Source organism: Peribacillus huizhouensis, from assembly GCF_014138605.1.
Lineage (GTDB): Bacteria > Bacillota > Bacilli > Bacillales > DSM-1321 > Peribacillus > Peribacillus huizhouensis.
The window spans coordinates 97,126-120,700 of record NZ_JACJHX010000010.1 but is presented as its reverse complement, the minus strand read 5'-3'; the positions used below and the strand labels follow the sequence as shown (position 1 = coordinate 120,700).

At 39.2% G+C, this 23,575-nt stretch carries 20 protein-coding genes; 11 read left to right on the top strand and 9 right to left on the bottom strand.

Annotated features, from left to right (window positions below; all coding sequences use genetic code 11):
* Window positions 1-87 precede the first annotated feature (87 nt).
* The 3 genes from gerQ to hemQ form a co-directional block, all read right to left on the bottom strand.
* Entirely contained in the window at window positions 88-573 is a 486-nt protein-coding gene (gene gerQ / locus HNP81_RS15500) for a spore coat protein GerQ (RefSeq protein ID WP_028393390.1), read from the bottom strand.
* Between the two features lie 436 nt (window positions 574-1,009).
* Window positions 1,010-1,441, bottom strand: a complete 432-nt coding sequence (locus HNP81_RS15495; protein WP_182503209.1) for a cell wall hydrolase — start codon at window positions 1,439-1,441, stop codon at window positions 1,010-1,012.
* Window positions 1,442-2,077: 636 nt separating this feature from the next.
* Window positions 2,078-2,827: a hydrogen peroxide-dependent heme synthase gene (hemQ, locus tag HNP81_RS15490; protein WP_028393392.1), complete on the bottom strand. Its 750-nt coding sequence runs from the start codon at window positions 2,825-2,827 to the stop codon at window positions 2,078-2,080.
* A gap of 463 nt (window positions 2,828-3,290) precedes the next feature.
* Here hemQ and pta point away from each other — a divergent pair, with 463 nt between their 5' ends.
* Both pta and lipL read left to right on the top strand, forming a co-directional pair.
* On the top strand, window positions 3,291-4,265 hold the full coding sequence (pta, locus tag HNP81_RS15485; protein WP_182503208.1) for a phosphate acetyltransferase: 975 nt from the start codon (window positions 3,291-3,293) through the stop codon (window positions 4,263-4,265).
* A gap of 246 nt (window positions 4,266-4,511) precedes the next feature.
* Entirely contained in the window at window positions 4,512-5,351 is an 840-nt protein-coding gene (lipL, locus tag HNP81_RS15480; protein ID WP_182503207.1) for an octanoyl-[GcvH]:protein N-octanoyltransferase, read from the top strand.
* A gap of 437 nt (window positions 5,352-5,788) precedes the next feature.
* Here lipL and HNP81_RS15475 read toward each other — a convergent pair whose 3' ends face one another.
* Entirely contained in the window at window positions 5,789-6,505 is a 717-nt protein-coding gene (locus HNP81_RS15475; RefSeq protein ID WP_182503206.1) for an RsfA family transcriptional regulator, read from the bottom strand.
* Between the two features lie 630 nt (window positions 6,506-7,135).
* On the opposite strand from HNP81_RS15475, the gene HNP81_RS15470 reads away from it, so the two are divergent.
* Together HNP81_RS15470 and HNP81_RS15465 are read left to right on the top strand one after the other, a co-directional pair.
* The gene (locus HNP81_RS15470) at window positions 7,136-8,440 is read left to right on the top strand and encodes an HD domain-containing protein (protein ID WP_182503205.1); all 1,305 of its coding nucleotides are present in this window, start codon (window positions 7,136-7,138) and stop codon (window positions 8,438-8,440) included.
* 260 nt (window positions 8,441-8,700) lie between these two features.
* Window positions 8,701-9,210, top strand: coding sequence for a YwgA family protein (locus HNP81_RS15465; RefSeq protein ID WP_028393397.1), 510 nt, complete (start codon window positions 8,701-8,703; stop codon window positions 9,208-9,210).
* 255 nt (window positions 9,211-9,465) lie between these two features.
* On the opposite strand, the gene thmT is transcribed toward HNP81_RS15465, so the two are convergent.
* Window positions 9,466-9,651, bottom strand: coding sequence for a 2-hydroxymuconate tautomerase (gene thmT / locus HNP81_RS15460; RefSeq protein ID WP_028393398.1), 186 nt, complete (start codon window positions 9,649-9,651; stop codon window positions 9,466-9,468).
* Window positions 9,652-9,834: 183 nt separating this feature from the next.
* Between thmT and HNP81_RS15455 the strand changes: the two genes are divergently transcribed.
* Both HNP81_RS15455 and HNP81_RS15450 read left to right on the top strand, forming a co-directional pair.
* Window positions 9,835-10,491, top strand: coding sequence for a site-2 protease family protein (locus HNP81_RS15455; protein WP_028393399.1), 657 nt, complete (start codon window positions 9,835-9,837; stop codon window positions 10,489-10,491).
* A gap of 34 nt (window positions 10,492-10,525) precedes the next feature.
* The gene (locus HNP81_RS15450) at window positions 10,526-11,044 is read left to right on the top strand and encodes a YwhD family protein (protein ID WP_182503204.1); all 519 of its coding nucleotides are present in this window, start codon (window positions 10,526-10,528) and stop codon (window positions 11,042-11,044) included.
* 255 nt (window positions 11,045-11,299) lie between these two features.
* Here the strand turns inward: HNP81_RS15450 and HNP81_RS15445 are convergent, their stop codons facing one another.
* Both HNP81_RS15445 and HNP81_RS24355 read right to left on the bottom strand, forming a co-directional pair.
* Window positions 11,300-13,369: a transglycosylase domain-containing protein gene (locus HNP81_RS15445; RefSeq protein WP_182503203.1), complete on the bottom strand. Its 2,070-nt coding sequence runs from the start codon at window positions 13,367-13,369 to the stop codon at window positions 11,300-11,302.
* Window positions 13,370-13,440: 71 nt separating this feature from the next.
* A complete protein-coding gene (locus HNP81_RS24355) occupies window positions 13,441-13,566 on the bottom strand; it encodes a hypothetical protein (RefSeq protein ID WP_281384513.1) in 126 nt (41 codons plus the stop codon).
* Between the two features lie 556 nt (window positions 13,567-14,122).
* Between HNP81_RS24355 and speE the strand changes: the two genes are divergently transcribed.
* The 4 genes from speE to argS all read left to right on the top strand — a co-directional run bounded on the left by speE (window position 14,123) and on the right by argS (window position 18,545).
* A complete protein-coding gene (gene speE, locus HNP81_RS15440; RefSeq protein ID WP_028393402.1) occupies window positions 14,123-14,950 on the top strand; it encodes a spermidine synthase in 828 nt (275 codons plus the stop codon).
* A 186-nt stretch (window positions 14,951-15,136) separates the two neighbouring features.
* Window positions 15,137-16,009 carry an agmatinase gene (gene speB, locus HNP81_RS15435; protein ID WP_182503202.1) on the top strand — a complete coding sequence of 291 codons (873 nt, stop codon included), beginning with the start codon at window positions 15,137-15,139 and terminating at the stop codon, window positions 16,007-16,009.
* A gap of 421 nt (window positions 16,010-16,430) precedes the next feature.
* On the top strand, window positions 16,431-16,871 hold the full coding sequence (locus HNP81_RS15430) for a YwiB family protein (RefSeq protein ID WP_182503201.1): 441 nt from the start codon (window positions 16,431-16,433) through the stop codon (window positions 16,869-16,871).
* A 3-nt stretch (window positions 16,872-16,874) separates the two neighbouring features.
* On the top strand, window positions 16,875-18,545 hold the full coding sequence (gene argS / locus HNP81_RS15425; protein WP_028393405.1) for an arginine--tRNA ligase: 1,671 nt from the start codon (window positions 16,875-16,877) through the stop codon (window positions 18,543-18,545).
* A gap of 298 nt (window positions 18,546-18,843) precedes the next feature.
* On the opposite strand, the gene uvsE is transcribed toward argS, so the two are convergent.
* A complete protein-coding gene (uvsE, locus tag HNP81_RS15420; RefSeq protein ID WP_182503200.1) occupies window positions 18,844-19,800 on the bottom strand; it encodes a UV DNA damage repair endonuclease UvsE in 957 nt (318 codons plus the stop codon).
* A 26-nt stretch (window positions 19,801-19,826) separates the two neighbouring features.
* Complete coding sequence (cls, locus tag HNP81_RS15415) at window positions 19,827-21,029, bottom strand: cardiolipin synthase (RefSeq protein ID WP_028393407.1); 1,203 nt, start codon at window positions 21,027-21,029, stop codon at window positions 19,827-19,829.
* Between the two features lie 271 nt (window positions 21,030-21,300).
* On the opposite strand from cls, the gene HNP81_RS15410 reads away from it, so the two are divergent.
* Window positions 21,301-23,430 (top strand): heterodisulfide reductase-related iron-sulfur binding cluster, encoded by a 2,130-nt coding sequence (locus tag HNP81_RS15410; RefSeq protein ID WP_182503233.1) that lies wholly within the window; start codon window positions 21,301-21,303, stop codon window positions 23,428-23,430.
* The last annotated feature ends 145 nt before the right edge of the window (window positions 23,431-23,575 follow it).

Here is a 23,575-nt window from a genome sequence, read left to right as displayed (position 1 = left end):
TGGATCTTGTGGCAGCCTTTTTGGGGTACAAGTATGAAGCGTATAAACCGTTTCGTTGGATTTTGTTAGCGACTAAAAGTGCCTTCATTATCTTGGTGGATAGGAAGCCAAGTTCGGCTGACTTGATGCGAATGGATATTCATATTCAATTTCTTCATCGAAGGTGATGTAATCTAAATAAACCATCGGTATTAAATAACGAAGTCCTGTTTGCGGATCACTGATGATAATATGGTCGCGACCGGCCGCTTCAATTATTCCTTTGAAAATTTTTGCATTCCACTCCCGGTTATTTTCAAAGGTTGTATAGATGGTAACTAATTTTCCTTTATTAAGCCTGAGAATATTCTCAATATAGGATTCCTCAACTGGTAGCATTCCTGGAACTTGTGGATTACCGGTCGGCATACTTGGTGGCATAAAAGGTACTTGTAAAGGTGATTGAGTAGGCTGAGTAGGCTGATATGGCCCTGGCTGTTGATATCCAGTCGGACTTTGAGTCGGATTCATGTTGCCATATTGTGGTGGAAACGGGTAATTGCCAAATTGATTATGGTTTGTAGGCTGATTCATTGATTTCCCTCCAAATATCAGAAAATAGACTTGAAACTGAGTACAATCATACGAAACTTCTATGTTGGTAAATTTCCACCATTAATAATCAACCCCATAGCACGTTATCCTCGCCTAATCACAATGATGGCGGTGCGGAGCAGGAATTTTGGATGCATTCTCGATAAAATCAGTAATACCTGCTAAGTAGATTGGCTAGATTAGTAAGTCGCAAAGCCTCGTCCCTTTGTCCTTCATACGAAGTGATTCGTCAATGAACGTTAGGGATCTTCAGATGCTTCCTGCTTGTTTCGTGCTGTCTTGCTTAGTATGAAAAAGATGGCTGCGAAAAATCAAAGAACGCCTACTGGGTATACTCCTTCTTTTATTTGGCTAAAGGGCTATTATTCCGATAAAGACATATGTAGCTGGAGTGTTCTTCCGGAATGCCTTTCTTTTAATACGTACTGTATACACTAGGGCAATTAGCTTGAGTAGGCTGGAAGAAGCAGTGTGACTTGAATCGGCCTGTATTGTCTTGGTTATACCATTGTGCAGGACAAGCTCCAGCAGGTTTAAAAAACCATAATGAATACCGAGCTGGGTGGTATCGGTTTCCTTTAATTACTTTTCTAGCAAGGTCAATTTCTGATTGACGAGCCCGTTGATAGAAATACCCTTTCTGTGTGGCTTCGAAGCCTCCTGGACTCTGGAAAACCATCTGATTCATGTTTGAGATGTTTTTAAAATCAAGACATTCGGCTCTCACCCGATTTACGCCCACATTTCCAACTAGTAGCATACCTTGAGTCCCTTCACCCTCACCCTCAGCCCGCATCAAACGGGCTAAAAGTTTTACATCTTCTTCGTTATGCTTGATGACCGCCAACCTAATCACCTCTCTATGGCTGATTTGACTATTTAATTTTGATGTATTGGTTATAGGGGATTATTTACATAACAATTGCATCATCACTAATTCATGTGTACGGTAAAGGAAGCACGTTTATGACAAAAAGTTTGAGGCATTGTGTGGGGCGGATTGTTGCGGGAATTCAAACAAAATAGAACTATTAAAACATATGACATATTAAGAAAAGGTCTGACATCACATCGACTATCTATCGTTTATTTGATGTGTAATAAACCACGATAAACAGTGTATAGCATGTGAAATCAGACCCTTATGGGACAAGCCTTCAAACTTTATTGCGCATGAATGAGAGTAAGACCGCAGCCTCAAGGCTTAGAGGAATCGAAGAAACGTAAGAGGGGAACTAACTGCTCGTAAAAAAGCCCGATTGGAGAGATACAGTGAACTCACCTTTGTGGTTTTCAGAGGTGTAGTTGAGGTCCACAGGACGCGGCGCACTTAGTCTGATTCATTGGGTAATAGTTCGTACGTACTATGAACGTATCGAAGCAATAGCGAAGATCTTAGAAAGGGACAAAAAATCAGTAGAGGATGATGAGATCCCCCTACTGATTTTTAAGTTTCACTGTATCTACTATATGTTCTAATTTGTTATACGGATAAAAATGTAGAAATTTCTTCTTCGGAAAGGATGTTTCCAACAAAGAAAGAACCGAATTCGCCATAGCGAGCACTTACTTCGTCAAAACGCATTTCGTAAACAAGTTTTTTGAATTGCAGTACGTCATCAGAGAATAATGTAACGCCCCACTCAAAATCATCAAAACCGACAGACCCGGAGATAATTTGTTTCACTTTTCCAGCATAACTGCGGCCAATTAAACCGTGGGAACGCATTAAGCTTTTACGTTCTTCCATAGAGAGCATATACCAGTTGTCATTGCCATCACGGCGCTTGTCCATTGGATAGAAACAAACATACTTTGATTTAGGCAAAATAGGGTATAAACGAGAACGAACGTGAGGATTTTGGTACGGATCCTCATTCGACTCACCAGAAAGATAGTTACTTAGTTCAACAACAGATACGTATGAATAACTAGGAATTGTATATTCAGCTAGCTTCGATTTATTGAATTCCAATTCAATTGCGTTAAGCTCTTCCATTGTAGGTCGTGCAAACATCATCATGAAATCTGCTTTTTGACCAACAATTGTATAAAGCGCATGACTGCCTTCATTATTACTTTGTGTTGTATTCCACTTGTCTACTAAACGGTTGAATTCTGAAATTGCTTCTTTTCGTTCTTCGTTGGAGAGTAATTTCCAAGATGCCCAATCAATTGTACGGAAATCGTGCAGGCAATACCAGCCATCAAGGGTTTGTGCAGCTTCACTCATGAGTATCACTCCTATATATTGTTTTGTATGAAAGAAGAGGGGGTAGTTTAAATAAAACTTGTATGGAATAGCTCATGTCACAAGAACCCTCTTCTAACTAAATATTGGCGAATTTTCGCCATGATTTTTTTCTATATATTAACTATATCATAATTTAATTTAAAGGAAATTTTGAGAACCGGATCTGTTCAAATTTAGCTCAACAAGTTCAAGATTTGTTCATAATTATCATCGCCATGATTTTTCATCTTAACCCTATTTTCTATTTTTTAGGGGAATGGTAACGCATACTATCTCAAAATAATACTTTTTTAATAATGAAAGCGTTATCAGGTTGTCTGTTTCTAGAATTTTTTAGGCTAAAAGGGTATGCTAATTATATAACAGAAAATTGAATGCTTGTGCCATGATTCATTAGGAATAGTGACGGTTCATAAAGTTCAATTTGTACAGGAGGAAAAGCATGAGTAATTTATTTGATACATTAAAAGAAAAAGTTTCAGGACACAATTTGAAAATAGTTTTTCCAGAAGGTTTGGATGAAAGAATCTTGACAGCGGCTACACGATTAGCAGAAGACAAGCTGTTGACTCCTATCTTGATTGGAGATATTGAAAAAATACAGCAATCAGCAAAAAAATTAGGTGTTTCCCTTGAAGCGGTGGAAATTTATGACCCAACTCAATATGCGATGATGGATGAACTTGTTGCATCTTTTGTGGAAGCACGTAAAGGAAAAGCAACTGAAGAACAAGCACGTCAAATTTTATTGAATGAAAATTATTTTGGTACAATGCTTGTGCATACGAATAAAGCAGACGGCCTTGTTAGTGGTGCTATACATTCCACTGCTGATACTGTACGACCTGCACTTCAAATTATTAAAACAAAACAAGGTGTTAAAAAGACTTCTGGTGTATTCATCATGGTTCGCGATGAAGAAAAATATGTGTTTGCGGATTGTGCAATTAACATTGCACCAGATCAGAATGATTTAGCGGAAATAGCGATTGAAAGTGCAAAAACTGCTGAAATGTTTAATATTGAGCCGCGTGTTGCGATGCTTAGTTTCTCGACAAAAGGATCAGCAGTTTCACCAGAAACGGAAAAAGTAGCGGAAGCAGTAAAAATCGCTCAAGAATTGAATCCGTCATTAATTCTTGATGGAGAATTCCAATTTGATGCCGCTTTTGTACCTTCTGTTGCGAAAAGTAAAGCGCCTGGTTCTTTAATTCAAGGTGATGCGAACGTCTTTGTGTTCCCAAGTCTTGAAGCAGGTAATATTGGGTACAAAATTGCCCAACGTCTTGGTAATTTCGAAGCGGTTGGTCCGATTCTACAAGGCTTGAACCGTCCGGTTAATGATCTTTCACGCGGTTGTAATGAAGAAGATGTGTATAAATTGGCTTTAATTACTGCAGGTCAAGCTATACAGTAATAATAGCTAGTCTGGGTCTGACCTAAGCACTCTAAATCAGTATGTAGTGTCTCACACTTATTGTACTACTGTATTTAGTTATGGCGGGGTCTGACCCTTTTTTTATCTGTCTTTTTAAAAAATAAATAGCTAATGGTATAATGGATTGGATTTAAATTGCGAGAGTAAGAAGTGCCTAGAAATCCGACAACTATTTTTCCCAGGATTTGAACCACCTCTTAAATGATGATAAAAGGAAGCGTCTATATGAGTGAAAAAGAATCATTAATCATACAGCCGGAGTGGAGAATTATTGACCAATCTTCACTTGGCCCTAACTTTCATGCACTGCAGTCATTTGCAATGGATGATACATTATGTGCCTCTGTCGGCAGTGGTCGTTCCCAAGCAGTTGCTAGGGCATGGGTGCATCACCAAACGATTGTACTCGGAATTCAGGACACGAGACTACCATTCCTTCAAAGTGGACTCACATATTTAAATGATTTGGGCTATCAGGTTATTGTAAGGAATTCAGGGGGGCTTGCTGTTGTTCTTGATGAGGGTGTGTTAAATGTATCGCTTGTGTTTCCGGAAACGGAGCGAAGAATCGAAATTAATCGAGGGTATGATGCCATGCTTGATTTGATTTGTACGATGTTTTCCCACTATGATGTTAAGATTGAAGCAAAAGAAATTATCGGATCGTATTGCCCCGGAAGTTATGACCTCAGCATAAATGACAAAAAATTCGCGGGCATTTCCCAGAGAAGGATTCGAAATGGAGTTGCTGTGCAAATCTATCTATGTGTAAACGGTAGTGGTTCTGAGCGTGCAGAGCTTATTCGCGGCTTTTATGCTCAAGCAAAAAAAGACGTCGAGACGAAGTTTGCCTATCCTGATATACAACCAGAAGTGATGGCATCATTATCAGAGCTATTAAATGTTCCATTAACCATCCAAGATGTAATGTTGAGTCTACTACAAACCTTAAAGCGAACAGGAGGAAGCATCTATTCTTCGCAGCTTCAACCAGAAGAGTTAGCTATATTCGAAGGGTATTTAATGAGGGTGAAGGAACGTAACGACAAGTTAGATCATGAATGACACAAAACTCCAATAGCGTAAAAACGCCACATTTACCACATGTAGTACGCTACATTCACCTAATTACAATGGTGGCGGTGCGGAGCTGGAATTTAAAGTACCTTCTCAATAAAAGAAGTATACCTGCTAAGTAAATAGGTTATATGAGTAAGTCGCTAAGCCCCGCCCCATGTCATTCAGGATGCAAAAGGGCATACCCCACTCTCAATACTCAGTGAATTGTGATAAAAACTTCACCTAAAATAAGAGAGTTAACAATCTGGTCTGTCCTTTTTTGTAGCATCCTCTTTTTTATAAAATTGAAACTTCAATCAGTCTCAAAGCTTTGAGAGAGTTACTGTCCGCTAATGCGAGATAAATGATTAAGATATTACACATGAAATATAAACGTGTGTTGCCTACCGTCTCCGCAAATACATATCTATTTAAATGGTCAATTATTCAGCTACTTTTTCCAGATTTCCGTTGCGATCCATTTTGAATTTAGTAGCAGGGCGCTCGTCTTCTTCCAAAAGCACCAGTTTTCTAGCACGGTTCATGATTTTCATTAAAGTTTCGTAGTCTTCCTGCATGAGCCCGCTATTTTGCTCAAGTGAATTCAATTGATTTTCTAAGACATCATTACGTTGTCTCAAGTCTTTCAATTCAATCTTTAATCTTTCATTTTCTGCTCGAAGCAGTTCTACATGAAGCGTTGAATCATCCATAGATTGTAAAAATGAGATTACCATATCTAGAGTCAAAATTGAACTGGATTTTGATAGTTCTCTAGTACGAATAGGGGGCGCTACTTCTTCTGATAGTTCTACAGATATTTCTGGAGCTATCTCCTCCACTGGTTCAGCAGATAAACCGATTGCTTCTGCTGTAGGAGTGGGTGGTGTATAAAGCAGACGCTTTTTTCCACCTTGTTCTTTACCTAACATCCGATTACGCTGTTTCCGTTGTTTTTTTGCCAATTGCAGAGCTTTGTCATATGTATGACGAACGACTGCATTCCAACGAAACCCACAAGCAGCTGATGTACGATTTAACTTATCACCGACTTCTTCAAAAGCATTCAATTGGGTGCTGCCTTCACGGACATGCCGTAGCACTGTCTCAGCTAGTAATAAATCATCTTCTTCTGTCCAAGCATCTTGACGAACTTTCATCCTAATCTACTTCCTTTCTGGTAACATGTAAAATTGGTAACATATTAATACACTACATCGAAGTTTGATTACTCTAACCTGTTATACGATTCATTATTACCAATGGTTAGGACATTTATTCATCAAACTTAAAAGGATACTAGTTTTTCCTGAAGTGTTAAGAAGATTGATGTCTGAATCTAAGTGAAACTCAAATTCTGGATGAATTGTCACTGAATGTACGCTTTTAGAATTGGGGATCGACATGTTAAAATACCTACTATATGAATGGCAGCTTGAATGAATTTAGCTATTATCTGTGATTAATTCGAATGAAAATAAAATCTACGCCCATAAAACTTGAGGAATAGACCAATAATATCGATTTAAACCATTCTTATCCGCAGTCGCAATTAAATAGAATTTCACTCAAAATCTAGTGCATATTTCTAGTAAGGGAATAAAGCATGGACCTCTTTTTTACCCCAAAAAATTTTAAAGGAAAAGACCAGGATAAGGACTTCGAGTTATTCAATCGCCGAAAAATAGGACATATAGGATTTTTTTTAAAAGACAAGCTATAATAATAGAATCAAAAAGAAAAAGCGCCTGCGCTAGACACTAAAATTCATGTTAAAAAGAGGGTTGTCCATGAAATATTCCCGTGAAAAGCTTAGTGAAGAGAAAGTATTTAAAGATCCCGTTCACCGCTATATACACGTGCGGGACAGGGCGATTTGGGATTTAATCAGTACAAAGGAGTTTCAAAGATTACGCAGAGTGAAACAGTTAGGCACAACCTATTTAACCTTTCATGGTGCAGAGCATAGTCGTCTCAATCACTCACTTGGTGTATATGAAATCGTGCGCCGAATTGTCGATGATGTATTTGAAGGAAGACCTGAATGGAACCAAGAGGAGAGGCTTCTTTCCTTATGTGCTGCCTTGCTTCATGATTTAGGTCATGGTCCATTTTCTCATTCATTTGAAAAAGTATTCGATCTGGATCATGAGCAATTTACGAGAGAGATTATTCTTGGGCGTACAGAAGTGAATGGGGTACTTCGTAGAATTGACCCTGATTTTCCAAAGAAGGTTTCGGATGTTATTGCCAAGACATATGAAGACAAGCTGGTCGTAAGTCTGATTTCAAGCCAAATAGATGCAGACCGGATGGATTATTTGCAACGGGATGCTTATTTTACTGGTGTTAGCTACGGGCATTTTGATATGGAGCGGATTTTGCGCGTGATGCGCCCACGTGAAGATCAAGTAGTGATTAAACAAAGTGGGATGCATGCAGTGGAAGACTATATTATGAGTCGCTATCAAATGTACTGGCAAGTTTACTTTCACCCCGTATCGCGAAGTGCAGAAGTCATTTTGACGAAAATTCTACATAGAGCGAAGCATTTATATAATACGGGTTATACGTTTAAACAGGAACCGGTTCATTTCCGTTCATTGTTTGATGGGAATGTAACAGTAGAGGATTATTTGAAACTAGACGAGGCGGTCATCCTTTATTATTTCCAGGTTTGGGAAGTGGAAGAAGATGGCATATTGCGTGACTTGTGTCTTCGCTTTATGAATCGTAAACTGTTTAAATATGTTGAATTCCATCCATCCAATGAGCAAATGAATAAACTGATGGAGCTGAACCGTTTATTTAAAAAAGCTGGCATCGATCCAGAGTATTATCTCGTTGTCGATTCCTCTTCTGATTTGCCCTATGATTTTTACCGCCCAGGTGAAGAGGAAGAACGTTTGCCGATTCATTTGTTGAAAAATAACGGGGAGATCAGAGAGTTATCCCGTGAATCAGAAATAGTTGATGCAATTTCCGGTAAAAGAAGAACGGACCATAAGTTATATTTCCCTGCCGATTTATTGCGTGATGAATCAACAAAGAAGAACGTGAAGCGGCAAATCCGTGAGCTACTTGAATTGTCATAACTTTATAGTGCGTTTTTAAAAAGGTGGATAAAAAGAGCCGAGAAGTTCGAGGAGCGATTGTCTCGAGGACCGGAACGTATACGTAATACGTGAGGACCGGACTTGCACAGGATGTGCTGGCTTCTGTGTTGCGCACAGGGCGTGCGCGATTTTAACAGAAGGTCATAATGAGCGACGAAGAAATTCGACAGCTATTTTTACCGGACTTTTTGAACAACCTCTTATAGCAAAGGAACATTTAGAATGAGGAGTGATGAGCCTTGTTTAAGGATCATGCTAAGATTATTCATGCCATTTCTTCTGCAGGAGAAATAAATGGAAGAAAAAAACTACAAAAAATGATTTATATTGCTAAGAAGCTTTCCTTTCCGTTTCAGGAAAAATATCAATTTCACTTTTACGGCCCTTATTCAGAAGAGCTAACGTTACGAGTTGAGGAATTATGTGAAATGGGATATTTGAATGAAGTGAGGGAAAAGAAGGCAGGCTACTATCAATATTGTTACTCAATTACAGAGTCGGGTAGGAATTTCCTTGGGATGCATGAGATGGATATGCCTACATTAGAACCATGTCTCTGTGACATGAATGAGCAACATGCTCGTTTTTTGGAGCTTGTTTCGACTGTGCTTTATTTTGATACTCTTGAAAAAGATGAAGTATCAGAGAAAGTATTTACTTTGAAAAGCAAGCAAAAGTACACGCATGAAGAAATTGACGAAGCATATGAATATATTAAGAAATTAAAGGAAAAAGCTAAGCTGGATTAAGGCTTAGCTTTTTTTGTGATAAGAAAAGTTTACTATAGGTTTGCATGAAGGACATAGGGACGGGGCTTCGCAATTTACTAGTAAAATCGAGAAAGCATCCAAAATTCCGGATCCGGACCGCCACCATTGAAATTAGGCAAGTGTAGTGTGCTCCATAATATATCCTTCATAGTAAAGGGTGGCGTTTTAACGCCATATAAGTTTTGTATGTAGCATTAGCATCAAGATATAAGTTAATCGGTGATCCCGATTTTCTTATTGATCACTAAGGCGGATACCATTTTGCGCGTAATGATTTTTCGGCATTTCTTCGATGAAAATCGTTACTTTCTCAGGTGACGCTCCAGTTGTTTCTGAAACAGCAATCGTCACTTTTTCCACGAGTGCTTTCTTTTGTTCCTCAGTACGTCCTTCAAGCATTTTTACCGTTACATATGGCATAGTATACCCCTCCATTCTTTATGCTTTTAGTGTTCCATATTGGTGTGATAATTGCAAGAAAATTTGGAAACAACAGTCCCGTTAAGCCGAAATGAGTTTAAAACATATTCCATCATCTAACTCTTTTTCATATTTGAGAATTTGCTGTATACTAATGGATATTAAACGATGGAGGAAAATAGTTTGGAACGATTTTTAGCATATCCACTTGAAGAGATACCTTATGTTGTTGTCTCTCTATTGATAGCGTTTACGGTGCACGAATTTGCTCACGCTTTTGTAGCTTATAAATTTGGAGATTCGACTGCCCAGAAAGAGGGGAGGCTGACATTAAACCCAGTTGCCCATATCGACCCATTGGGGACATTACTCATCCTCATAGTTGGCTTCGGTTGGGCGCGTCCGGTTCCTGTGAATCGATTTTATTTTAAAAAACCACGTCTAGCGGGGGTTCTTGTTTCCTTTGCAGGCCCATTTAGCAATTTTTTAATTGCGGCGGTTGGCTATTTCATTCTATATGGGTTGTACGCTGCGGGACTTGAACCGAATATACCATTTTTCGTTGTGGACTTTTTGGAAATGTTGATTCATTTAAATATTGTTCTGTTTGTATTCAACTTACTTCCATTGCCACCACTTGACGGATATCGGATTATTCAGGATCTTGTTTCATCAGATATGAGGGCAAAAATGTCACAATATGAAAATTACGGGGCTTTGATCTTTTTAATCTTGGTGATTACACCGCTTGGCGATTATACGATAAGACCCGTTCTTACAACTCTCATCCCGTTTGTGTTACAGAGCATGAGCGAATTCTTTTCATTATTATTTTTTTAACGAGATACTGTATATATAAGGAGGTATAAAGTAGATGTCAGAACAACCGAAGAAGAAAATAGGATTTAATATTATTAAAAATGACCCGACAGAAGGACATGGCGGATTTGGCGCTGGTGTTATGACTCTTGATAATATCGCACCTGTCATCATTGACGTAGAAGAAGGAACAGCGGAAGTGGATATTGGGGCTATGCATGCGAGAAGTATGGTAGAGCGAGGAATTAAATTCTTGAAAACAAAAGAAGAAGTTCCAAATGGCAAACCGTACTGGCTCGTCTGGGTGACAATTGAAGCGACTCAAGAAGGTCCTCAGTATGTTGGTGTTACGGCATGCGAAATGACAGTAGACCGCTCTATTCGCCGAGGATATAAGTCTCTTCCGCAGCATGTCAACTATATGGATAAATCGCTGAAACGACATATTATTGTCGAGCATATGGATGAAAAATCAAAAAGAATATTAGCGGGGTTTTTGAAAAGTCATAATGCTCAAATGTGGGAACATTCGTCTGCACAATTAAAGCAAGGGCTTCTCGAGGAAGATATTTAGGCGATCTTTTATTAAAATAGCACTCAGGCTCTTGTCGAAATTGAAAAAAATATGTAAACTAAAGCTGGGTAAAACCACTATAGCTAGGACACGAAAAACCTCGTTGCCGTTTTTGGCTTCGAGGTTTTTTGGTTTAAGGATATGGGGCCGGGGCTTCGCACCCTTCTGATAGAGCTAATCTACTTAGCTGGCGTATTTATTTTATCGAGAAAGCATTCAAAATTCCGGCTTCGCACCGCCACCATTGTGATTTTCTTATTCCCCCAATTTAAAGATCCGTTTATACCAAGGCTTTTTCTTTTCCAATGGTACAATTTCTTCTACTATCGGTTCACCATCCTTGCCGTGACTCGAGCAGAATTCTTTCGGTTCTGTACCTGTAACGAAGTATGTTAACCGGGCACCAAGGCAATCTGGAGTGGCAAGTTTTCCACTTTCCGGGTCAATGTAGACGCCGGTGACATTATTGGTTTCTTTGAATTCTTGTACAGGCTGATTGCTTACGCTGTTCTCCATGAAATCAGCCCAAATTTTTTTTGCGTAGCCTTTCTCCACAGGCTTCTCAAGCTTATTTCCTTTATCGTAACCAATCCAGACCCCTGACACGAGCTTTGGTGTATAGCCAATCATCCAGCTGTCTGTGCTCGTACTGCCTGACTTTCCAGCGTAGGTGCGCGTCAGCTTGGAACGAATGGAGTTGCCGGTCACTTTCGCATAACCGTTCAATTTCTCATCGAATACACCCGTCAACATTTGGGTCATGACAAAGGCCTGATCAGCATCAAGCACTTGTTCATCAACATCCTGTTGTTCAAAAATAACTTCTCCCTGGGCATTTTCCACCTTTTTAATAAAAATGGGTGTTACCCTTTTTCCGCCATTTGCCAAAATACTGTAGGAGTTTACCATTTCAATTGCCTTTATTCCGGATGTACCGAGAGCGAGTGAAGGAACGCTTTTCATCTCAGTCGTGATACCGAAGCGATGGATTGTATGAATAAAGGAATCCAAACCAAGATAAAAGAGTGTCTTCACAGCATAGATATTATCGGAAAGAGCAATTGCTTGTGCAAGGGTAATCTCGTCATTGGCATATTGGTGATTATAGTTGCTAGGTGTGTAAGTTGATTGGTCATGATTATAGTTAAACGTTGTTTTTTCACTTTTTAACATAGTTGATGGTGTATAGCCATTTTCTAAGGCTGCATAATAAAGTAAAGGCTTAATCGTTGAGCCTGGTTGTCGTACTGCTTGGGTTGCTCTATTAAAAGGGGAAGTTTGATAATCCCTGCCCCCGACAAGCGCCTGCACTGCCCCCGTTTCCGGATTCATCGCGACAAGTGCCCCTTGAATGGTAGAATCAGCACTGATTATGGTAGCAAATGATTTTTCCGCTATTTGCTGTTGACGCTCATTTAAGGTCGTATACACGCGCAGCCCACCAAGCTCAATGGTCCGTTCATCAAGCTGGAGCTGTGATTTTAAAGCTTGTTTTACAGCGTCCTGAAAATAGGGGGCCGTATGATTTTGCACAATTAGATGTTTTCCTTTGAACAGGAGAGAGTTGCTACTTGCTTCATTGGCTTGTTTATTCGTGATAAATTTCTTCTTAATCATGGATGTTAGGACAATCTGTTGTCGGTTTTTAGCTCGATCGAAATTTTCTAATGGTGAATAAAGAGTAGGTCCTTTTGGAATACCTGCAAGCATACTTGCCTCTGCTAGAGATAAATCCTTTGCATTTTTACCAAAATAATATTGGCTTGCAGCTTGGACACCATATGCACCATGACCATAGTAGATTGTGTTCAAATAGCCTTCAAGAATTTCTTCTTTTGAATAATTCAGTTCAAGACGGATTGTATAAAATGCTTCGTTTAATTTACGACTCCACGTTTTGTCATTCTCAAGGAATAAACTTCGTGCATATTGCTGTGTGATGGTACTTGCTCCTTGGACTTTGGACATAGCACGAATATCAGCTACGATCGCTCCAGCAATCCGCTTAAGATCGAAGCCATGGTGGGTAAAGAACTGTCGATCCTCGACAGCAATTGTTGCATTGATTAAATGAGGAGAGATGACCTCAAGCTTTTCCCAATAGCGTTTCTGTCCATGGCTGCTTTCGCCGATTACCCGATTATTATCACTGTAATAAATGGTAGACTGGGGAACTGCAATCGGCGGTGGCCCAAGGATTTTGGCATAGATCAGTATGGAAAAAAGAAATAAAAATAGCAAAAGAAAAGCCATTGCAGAGATCATAATAATCGCCCGAATATATTTTCGCGTTTGTTTAAAACGTTGTCCTGTAATAAGTTCCAAAAGTTACACCTCCTCAATTTTTAATGGCTGAAATTTCCTCTATGTAACAGTATGAAAAAAAAGGCCATATTTTAAACATGCTTATAGGCCAAAATAGAAATTCCGCTTGCAATTCTGCTAGATTGGTCTATACTTTTTTCTAGCAAATAAGAAAAACCGTCACAGTCCTTGGCTGCCAAAACTAGTGACTCTAACATAAACTTATGATCCTGCGTGGCAGAGGTAAGGTTAGACACAATTGTGAAAACGAATATTTTAAGAAAAAGCATATCCCGTAATGCTAGCACATGTTCAATAAGGAGGATAAAAAGAGCCGAGAAGTTCGAGGAGCGATCGCCTCTAAACCTGCGCGTATACAGTAATATGTGAGGACCGGACTTGCACAGGACGTGCGCGATTTTAACAGAAGGTCATTAATGAGCAGTGAAGAGATTCGACAGCTATTTTTACCGGCCATTTTGAACAACCTCTACTAGTAATGTTCACAGGGTTGCTTATTTTTTGATGAGTAGCTTCAGATGGACACGGGTATGATGAAAGAAATGAAAGGACGTTTTAACGTCTATCTCTAATGTGAAGGCCAAAGAATATTGCGCGTTACACGCACCTCATCAAAGGTTGAGGTGCGGAGCCATCTTCTAGTACACTTCTTTTAGTCTTAGAAGTATGATTCTAGTTAGATCGGCTCTGTTTTTAAGTCGCAAAAGCCTCTTTATCCTTTATACAAAAAAGCATAGAAGGGAAGCGAATTACATGAGCATTTGGTTTACTGAGAAACAAACGGAGAATTTTGGAATTACGATGAAAGTGAATCGTACACTACATACAGAACAAACAGAGTTTCAAAAGCTTGATATGATTGAAACGGAAGAATGGGGCAACATGCTTTTACTTGACGATATGGTCATGACATCAGAACGTGACGAGTTTGTTTATCATGAAATGGTGGCTCATATTCCGTTGTTTACGCATCCTAACCCAGAGAACGTATTAGTAGTAGGTGGAGGAGACGGCGGCGTTATCCGTGAAATATTGAAACACCCAAGCGTAAAGAAAGCGACACTCGTTGATATCGATGGAAAAGTTATTGAGTACTCTAAAAAGTTCTTGCCTAGTATTGCTGGAATGCTTGATGATCCACGTGTGGATGTTCAAGTAGGAGACGGCTTCATGCATATCGCTCAAAGTGAGAACGAATATGATGTCATTATGGTGGATTCTACAGAACCTGTAGGACCGGCTGTAAACTTATTTACGAAAGGATTTTATGCAGGTATTTCAAAAGCTTTAAAGGAAGACGGAATCTTCGTTGCTCAATCGGACAACCCTTGGTTTAAGGCAGATTTAATTCGCGACGTTCAACGTGATGTGAAAGAAATATTCCCAATTACGAATTTGTACGTAGCCAATATTCCAACTTATCCGAGTGGCCTATGGGCATTCACAATCGGCTCTAAAAAGTACAATCCACTTGAAGTGTCAGAAGATCGTTTCCATGAAATTGAGACAAAATACTACACAAAAGAACTTCACAAAGCAGCGTTTGTTCTGCCTAAATTTGTTCAAGACTTAATTAAGTAAGAAGACTGCTCTAAAACTTAATAATGAAAAAGGTTAAGTTCTAAGGCGGCGGTTTCAAACTGATTTATAGAAGCCCCGCCCCTTTTTATAGCGCCTGTTTCGGAGAGGATTTCCCCAAAACATTTGCTAGGACTTAAAGCGTCTTGCAAACAGTGCTTGTAAAAAACAGAATGTGGAGGCATAGCTATGCGTTTTGATGAAGCTTATTCAGGAAATGTTTTTATTAAAAGTCACCCAAATTATGAAGAATCGAAAGCTGTGCTATACGGTATGCCGATGGATTGGACTGTAAGTTTCCGCCCAGGATCGCGATTCGGCCCTGCGCGTATACGTGAAGTGTCTATTGGACTGGAAGAGTATAGCTTATATTTAGATCGCGAATTAGAAGAAGTGAAATTTTTTGATGCTGGTGATATTCCTTTGCCTTTTGGTAATCCAGAACGCAGTGTTGCGATGATTGAAGAGTTTGTTGATAAAGTGCTCGCAGATGGCAAGATTCCGATCGGAATGGGTGGGGAGCATCTTGTAACATGGCCAGTTATTAAGGCGATGCACAAGAAATATCCCGATATGGCGATAATTCATATGGATGCGCATACTGATCTACGCGAGGACTATGAAGGAGAGCCACTTTCACATGCAACAATTATTCGTAAATCGGCTGAATTGATTGGACCAAGTAATGTGTACTCGTTCGGCATTCGCTCCGGTTTAAAAGAGGAATTTCAATGGGCAAAAGAAAATGGCATGAAAATTGCTCCATTCGAGGTATTAGAGCCATTAAAGAAGGTGTTGCCTGAACTTGCGGGTCGTCCTGTTTATGTCACAATTGACATTGATGTTCTTGATCCTGCGCACGCACCAGGAACTGGTACAGTAGATTGTGGAGGGATAACAGCTAAAGAGTTGCTGGCATCGATTCATGAAATTGCCCATTCAGAGTTACAAGTGATAGGTTGCGATTTAGTAGAAGTAGCACCTATTTATGATCCATCTGAGCAAACAGTGAACACAGCTAGTAAGCTTATTCGTGAAATGATTCTTGGTTGGATAAAATAATCATAGAGGATGACAATGTTGTCATCCTCTTTTTGTATGAAGGACATGGGGCGGGGCTTCGCAAAATCAGCTCCGCAACACCACTTTCATCAGGTGATTCAGTTTATAGAACCTGACCTTTTTCATCGTTGGGCCTTAGAGCAGGTGCTTATGGATGTCTTTTAGTGTAAAATTGAAAAAAATAAGACTTGTAGATTGAACTAAAATAAAAAGTGTTCTGTTAAAAAGGAATAGACAAGGATTGGTTAATTTACCTTGAGATCTACAGATTAAAGTGTAAAGTAATTCAGATGTGAATAAAGCCATCCTCTAAACAGTTCTTGGCTTTTTAAAGCGATATTGTTTCTTATGCAGGTTGAATCTTTTCGAAAGAGTATTTATACTTATAAAGTTATAGAGGTATTGAAGGATGTGTAGAAAATTGGCACTTCATGATCTGGAACAGCAATCTGTAAAAGTGACACTTAAAACGAAAATTACTGTTGGCTCTGAATCTGAGGCGTATGAGTTAATAACTTTTGGGACAAAATTTCAAAAAAATTCCTCATTTTATTTACAATATACTGAGGAAAGTGAAGCGGGGAAAATTCAGACAACAGTTAAATATAAAGACAATGAGATATTGCTTCTACGAAATGGAGCGACTAAGATGCGTCAGCTCTTCCGTGAAGGTGAAGCGACAAATGGTCATTACGAAAGCTTGTATGGCATGTTGACACTGCTTACTGAAACAAAGTCAGCAAAGCATCAATGGAATGAAAAGACAAAGGAAGGCCGTTTTGAAATTTCCTATCAAATGCAGATGCAAGGGGCAGAGCCCGGTCAATATGAAATGACGTTAATATATAAGGAGGAAGCATAATCAATGAATATCGTCCAGCAAGTTCAAGAAAAGTTAAAACAAGAAATAAAAGATGCAGTAATAAAAGCAGGACTAGCTACTGAAGAGGAAATCCCCAATGTGGTATTAGAGCTTCCGAAAGATAAAACACATGGTGATTATTCAACAAATATGGCGATGCAACTTGCTCGCGTAGCGAAAAAGGCTCCTCGTGCAATTGCGGAAAGTTTAATTGAAAACTTTGACCGTAATAAAGCTTCGATTGAAAAAATTGAAATTGCAGGTCCTGGTTTTATCAATTTTTACATGAATAATCAATATTTGACTGAGTTAATTCCAGTCATTTTAAAGGCCGGAGATTCTTATGGTGAAAGTGAATTTGGTCAAAAACAAAAAGTTCAGGTAGAGTTTGTTTCTGCTAATCCGACGGGTGACCTACATTTAGGGCATGCACGTGGAGCTGCAGTAGGAGATACTTTATGTAACGTCCTAGCTAAAGCAGGCTATGATGTGTCACGTGAGTATTATATTAATGATGCCGGCAACCAAATCAATAATCTTGCTAAATCTGTAGAGGCTCGTTATTTCCAGGCTTTAGGTCTTGAAAAAGAAATGCCACAAGATGGTTATCATGGCGCAGATATTATTGGAATCGGCAAAAAGCTTGCTGAGGAATTCGGTGATCAATACGTAACAGTGGATGAAGGCACGCGCTTTGATTTTTTCCGTGACTACGGCTTGAAATATGAAATGGAAAAGTTAAAAACGGACTTAGAAAATTTCCGTGTTCGCTTTGATGTATGGTATTCCGAAACGTCATTATATAAAAATGGGAAAATTGATGAAGGTCTGGCTGCGTTGAAAGAAAGAGGCCATATCTATGAAGAAGATGGAGCTACATGGTTCCGTTCAACAGAATTAGGTGATGATAAAGATCGCGTTCTTATTAAGCAGGATGGTTCTTACACATACTTAACACCAGATATTGCGTACCACCGTGACAAGTTAGAACGTGGCTTTGAGCAACTGATTAATATTTGGGGAGCTGACCATCACGGATATATCCCTCGTATGAAAGCAGCGATTGAAGCTTTAGGCTACCGTCGTGACCAACTAGAAGTAGAAATTATTCAGCTCGTTCATTTATATAAAGATGGCGAGAAAATGAAAATGAGTAAGCGGACTGGAAAAGCGGTAACGATGCGAGACCTGATTGACGAAGTAGGTCTTGATGCAACACGTTATTTCTTTGCGATGAGAAGCGCGGATACCCATATGGACTTTGACTTAGATTTAGCCGTTTCACAATCCAATGAGAATCCTGTTTATTACTCACAATATGCACATGCACGTATATCAAGCATTTTACGTCAAGGAGAAGAGCAAGGAATTAACTTAGATCAATCAGCAGATTTCTCGCTACTTGCTACAGAGAAAGAGATTGAACTTTTGAAAAAGCTTGGTGAATTCCCTCAAGCCATTGCTGAAGCAGCTGATAAACGGATGCCGCATCGGATGACGAATTACATCTTTGATCTAGCTTCAGTATTCCACAGCTTCTACAATGCTGACAAAGTTTTGGATGTTGAGTATACTGACCGTAGTAAAGCACGTCTCGCACTTGCTAAATCTGTGCAGATTACACTGAAAAACGCACTTGCCTTGATTGGCGTATCTGCACCAGAGAAAATGTAAAGAAAATAGAAAGAGGATGGCTCAGGTGCCATCCTCTTTTGTATAAAAGTGGGGCTTCGCAGCTTACTAAAATAGCCAGTCTACTTTGCAGATTTACTTCCTTTATGAAGGAAGTAGTTCATAATCCTGCTCCGTACCGCCACCATTGTGATTAGGCGAGTGTAGCGTGCTTAATGATATTTCCCTCATGGTAACTGGAGGCGTTTTAATGCCAAATTTGTTTTTGTATGTGGGACTAGCTAGTAAACGTTCAATAAAGTGAAACATCAATCAGTGTGGGATAAGTTCTTTATCATTTCTATTTCCACTCCACTGAACCGCCGCTGATTCGTTTTACGCCACGGATTTTTGCTATATCGTTTATCAATTGTAACATGGCTTGGTCTTTCATTTTCGCTTCAATCATGAAGTCGACATCCTGTTGATATTTTTTAAGTGCTTGAAGAAGTGGCATGATAAAGTCAAGGTTGACAAAATCGGAATGGGAACGGAATTCTTTCTCTGATTTAGGCGAGGAAATATGGATTTTTGGTGCTAATTGTGTATGCTCCCAGGTTGAAAAAATGGCGGGAAGTAAATCCTGAAATGCCTTTTCTCCAACGTTAGCCATATGGTGATGATAATCAAATACCATTGGGATTTTTTCTTTCTGACAAATAGCTAACGTCTCATCAGTTGTATAGGTTTTGTCATCATTTTCTAGTGTCATTTGACGTTTCACAATCTCAGGAAGAGATCGTAAATTCTCGTGAAAGCGGAAGGTTGCACTCTCTTTATCGCCATATGCTCCACCAACGTGAATATTAATAACCGCTTGTTTTTCCACACCCATAGCTTCAAGCATTTTAAAATGGAATTCCATATCCCTTACAGCGTTCTGTGTAATTTTTGGTTTTGGACTAGTGAAAAGCGTGAACTGATTAGGGTGGAAGCTGATTCTTAATTTATTCGTTTTAACCCAGTCACCTAGCTCTTTCCACTCGTCTTTAAAGGGTGTAACAAAATCCCAATTAACATCAGGATGGGTTGCTAGTGGAACGATAGAGCTGGACATCCGGTATATTTCAATCTGATGGGCCGAATTGTAATAGAGAATGCGTTTTGTATTAGCGATATTCTGTTTTGTGACTTCTTGCAGTTTTTGCATGCCTTTCTCTTTTCCTAGCTGGTCGAACCTTTTGAACGTCACTGTTTTTGCGGGTGAAGCGTCCCATAGTCGCGTCGCATTGGAAACAAAACCAAATCGTATTTTCATAAGAAATCCTTTCATTATTCAAAAACTTATAAAAAAGGTGATATCGTATAGGCGATCCGTTCTTTGATCGATTGAATCAAAGTGGGACGAGATAGCATACACTCTGATAGCGTTGTTGACTTCGAGATGTCATCCTGTATTTTCTTTGCCACTTCAGCTAAAAATGATGGATCATAGATTAGACAATTGACTTCATGATTTAAAAACAAACTGCGTTTATCAAAATTTGCCGTGCCAATATCACAAAGATTGTTATCAATAAATAAGACTTTTGAATGATAAAATCCATTTTGGAACTGTAATACGTGAGCACCTTCTTTTATTAAGATTCGAAAATAACGATAGGCGGCTTCTTTCACGAATGGATGGTCAGAAACAAAAGGAACAATGATGGTTAGTTTAATACCTTTTTTCAGCAATTTCCTCAGTTCTTCAAGTAATGCTTCGCTCGGAATGAAGTAAGGAGTGCCAATGATAATTTCATTTTTCGCCTTGTGAAAGAATTGTGTAAATATTTCTTCCAAACCGAATCCTTCGGTTGGAACAATCATATGTTGCATAGAGCCAGGTTGCTGTTTGGGGAAATAAGAATCACTATTCCGGTAATCCTCCTTTGTAGCCGTATACCAGTCGGTTAGAAACTCATATTGTAAATCTTGGATGGATTCACCAGTCATTTTAAGATGATAGTCTCTCCAAGGACACAACCTAGGGTCTTGATTGATATATTCTTTTCCGATATTTAATCCACCTAAATAACCAATCTCTCCATCAATGACAGTAATTTTCCGATGATTGCGTTTTTGTGAGGTATAGAAAAGGTAGGGCAGTTTTGGTGTAAAACTATAAGAAAAGTGAACACCGTTCTTTTTTAATTCTTTTATTATTCGCTTTGATATATTTCTACTTCCCATCCAGTCAATCAAAATCCTTACTTCAACTCCGCTTCTGGCTTTGCGCATCAATAAGTCCAAGAAATGTTGGCTAAACTGATCATTTCTAATAATATAAAAAAGAACATGAACATGTTTAGTAGCTTGATCAATATCCTTGAATAATTCTGCAAATAAATCATTTCCATCTGTATAAAGCTTTAAGTCTCCTCGGCGTTTTGGATACACTCGATTGTGATTGTTTTGAGTATGGTGTTTTTGTCCTCGTCTAAAATCAATTCTTAGCCAATAGAGGACAAAAAACAGTAGCAGTAAAAGAACGATAGCAATTTTCAAAGCATTCTCTCTCCTCAAATGTGGCAAGTCTCGTCTCATTAGTTTACGCATCATTTCCATTTATACTCATTAAATAAGCCTATTGAAGTGAATAGAATTTTTTACAATCACAAATGTTGGCTTAATAGTTTAAAAATTCGGAATATAAAAATAAATTTATTGACTGAATGCTCATTCATTATATAATGGAGTTAATCTAGTACAGGATAGTGGCAATGATTTTGCCAAATCAAATCGGCCATTCACCAGAAGGGGGTTAATTTCTGTGGAAATGAATCGTTTACTTTGGATAAACTTAGTCGCAACAATCGTTGTGATCGCTTACTCCGCGAGCCTTTTTACTTATTTACTTAGAACAAGAACAGCTTATATAAAGCTTGGAAAAAAAGTAGAATTTGATAACCGTGTTAAAGAGCGACTGTTGAATATTTGGATATATGTATTTAAACAGAAGAAATTATTGAAAGATAAAAAAAGCGGTATGATTCACGTCATGCTATTTTATGGGTTTATTTTAGTGCAATTCGGTGCAATCGATTTTATTATCAAAGGTCTGAAACCGGGGTGGCATTTACCTTTTGGTCCAGTCTATCCTGTTTTTACTTTCTTTCAGGAAATGGTCACATTAACTGTACTTGTCGCGATCATATGGGCATTTTACCGACGATATATTGAGAAACTTGTCCGTCTAAAACGTGATTTCAAAGCAATGCTTGTCGTACTTTTTATTGGTGGCATTATGGCTACTGTGTTATTAGGCAATGGAATGGCTTTGATCTGGAATGAGCATGAAGCTACTTGGTCAGAGCCCGTCGCCTCAGGAGTTGCATTCCTATTCAATTGGATAGGACCAACAGCAGCAACGATAGGCTTTTACATGGCATGGTGGCTGCATTTGCTTATTATATTAACCTTCCTTGTTTATATCCCACAATCCAAACACGCTCATTTAATTGCAGGACCTATCAATGTTTTCTTCATGCGCTTAACGAACCCTGGGAAGCTTGCATCCATTAATTTTGAAGAAGAACCAGAGGATGATGAAGCAGAGGCCTATTACGGTGCTCAAAAGATTGAAGATTTTACGCAGTACCAGCTTACTGACTTATATGCTTGTGTGGAGTGCGGACGTTGTACGAATATGTGTCCGGCATCTGGAACAGGCAAAATGCTTTCGCCGATGGATCTCATCGTAAAAATGCGTAATCACTTAACCAATACTGGCGCTGCTGTTACAGGCAAGCAGCCGTGGGTGCCGGCATTTGTGTTTGGTAAAACAGAAGGTAATCAAATCGCGATGCTGTCAAGAACAGCAGGAGCGCAACAAACAGCGGCAACAACCGAACCTTACAGTAAGAACTTGATTGGCGAAGTGATTACGGAAGAAGAACTGTGGGCTTGTACAACTTGTCGGAACTGTGAGGACCAATGTCCGGTATTAAATGAGCATGTAGATAAAATTATCGATATGAGACGTTATCTTGTCTTAACAGAAGGGAAAATGGACCCAGACGCCAAACGTGCGATGACAAACATTGAACGCCAAGGAAATCCTTGGGGTTTAAACAGAAAAGAAAGAGAAGATTGGAGAGAGCTACGCGATGATGTTCACATCCCAACTGTGAAGGAAATGAAGAAGGCAGACGAAGAATTTGAATACTTATTCTGGGTAGGTTCTATGGGATCTTATGATAATCGTAGTCAAAAGATTGCCTTATCATTTGCCAAGTTAATGAATGAAGCTGGTGTGAAAGTTGCGATTCTTGGAAACAAAGAGAAGAACTCAGGAGATACGCCGCGCCGTTTAGGAAATGAATTCGTTTTTCAAGAACTCGCAACGAAAAATATAGAAGAGTTTGAGAAAAACAATGTGAAGAAAATCGTCACCATCGATCCGCATGCCTATAATATTTTCAAAAATGAATATCCTGACTTCGGATTGGATGCAGAAGTGTATCATCATACTGAACTGCTTGCTAAGCTTGTAAAAGAAGGAAAACTTGTGCCGAAGCATCCAGTTCATGAGAAGATAACCTTCCATGATTCTTGTTACTTAGGCCGCTACAATGAAGTGTACGACCCACCTCGAGAGATTTTGAAATCAATCCCTGGCGTTACCCTTGTTGAAATGGAAAGGAACCGAGAAAATGGCATGTGTTGTGGAGCAGGCGGCGGCTTGATGTGGATGGAAGAAAAAACCGGACATCGTATTAACATTGCCCGAACAGAACAAGCACTTGCTGTAAGACCATCCGTAATTAGCTCAGGCTGTCCATACTGCTTAACGATGCTTACGGATGGAACGAAGGCGAAAGAAGTAGAAGAAGATGTAAAAACATATGATGTAGCGGAATTGCTGGAGCGATCAGTCATAGGGAATCAACAAATTGTAGTTTCATAACAGAAACCTACTGCTTAGAGACTAAAATTTATCCCGCATTAACGGGCAGCTAGGACCCCCACCTTCAGGGGTTTGGGGGAATCGAAGAAGCGAAGAAGCGTAGGTGGGGGATGAAAGAACCCCCACTGACTGATGGAAGTTTCAC

What these genes read in the sequence shown, in the direction of transcription:
- HNP81_RS15470 (WP_182503205.1), top strand. Translation starts at nt 7,136, where the DNA reads ATGAAATATTCCCGTGAAAAGCTTAGTGAAGAGAAAGTATTTAAAGAT.
- argS (WP_028393405.1), top strand. Translation starts at nt 16,875, where the DNA reads ATGAATATCGTCCAGCAAGTTCAAGAAAAGTTAAAACAAGAAATAAAA.
- HNP81_RS15450 (WP_182503204.1), top strand. Translation starts at nt 10,526, where the DNA reads ATGTCAGAACAACCGAAGAAGAAAATAGGATTTAATATTATTAAAAAT.
- thmT (WP_028393398.1), bottom strand. Translation starts at nt 9,651, where the DNA reads ATGCCATATGTAACGGTAAAAATGCTTGAAGGACGTACTGAGGAACAA.
- lipL (WP_182503207.1), top strand. Translation starts at nt 4,512, where the DNA reads ATGAGTGAAAAAGAATCATTAATCATACAGCCGGAGTGGAGAATTATT.
- gerQ (WP_028393390.1), bottom strand. Translation starts at nt 573, where the DNA reads ATGAATCAGCCTACAAACCATAATCAATTTGGCAATTACCCGTTTCCA.
- pta (WP_182503208.1), top strand. Translation starts at nt 3,291, where the DNA reads ATGAGTAATTTATTTGATACATTAAAAGAAAAAGTTTCAGGACACAAT.
- speB (WP_182503202.1), top strand. Translation starts at nt 15,137, where the DNA reads ATGCGTTTTGATGAAGCTTATTCAGGAAATGTTTTTATTAAAAGTCAC.
- speE (WP_028393402.1), top strand. Translation starts at nt 14,123, where the DNA reads ATGAGCATTTGGTTTACTGAGAAACAAACGGAGAATTTTGGAATTACG.
- hemQ (WP_028393392.1), bottom strand. Translation starts at nt 2,827, where the DNA reads ATGAGTGAAGCTGCACAAACCCTTGATGGCTGGTATTGCCTGCACGAT.
- uvsE (WP_182503200.1), bottom strand. Translation starts at nt 19,800, where the DNA reads ATGAAAATACGATTTGGTTTTGTTTCCAATGCGACGCGACTATGGGAC.
- HNP81_RS15410 (WP_182503233.1), top strand. Translation starts at nt 21,301, where the DNA reads ATGAATCGTTTACTTTGGATAAACTTAGTCGCAACAATCGTTGTGATC.
- HNP81_RS15475 (WP_182503206.1), bottom strand. Translation starts at nt 6,505, where the DNA reads ATGAAAGTTCGTCAAGATGCTTGGACAGAAGAAGATGATTTATTACTA.
- HNP81_RS24355 (WP_281384513.1), bottom strand. Translation starts at nt 13,566, where the DNA reads ATGTTAGAGTCACTAGTTTTGGCAGCCAAGGACTGTGACGGTTTTTCT.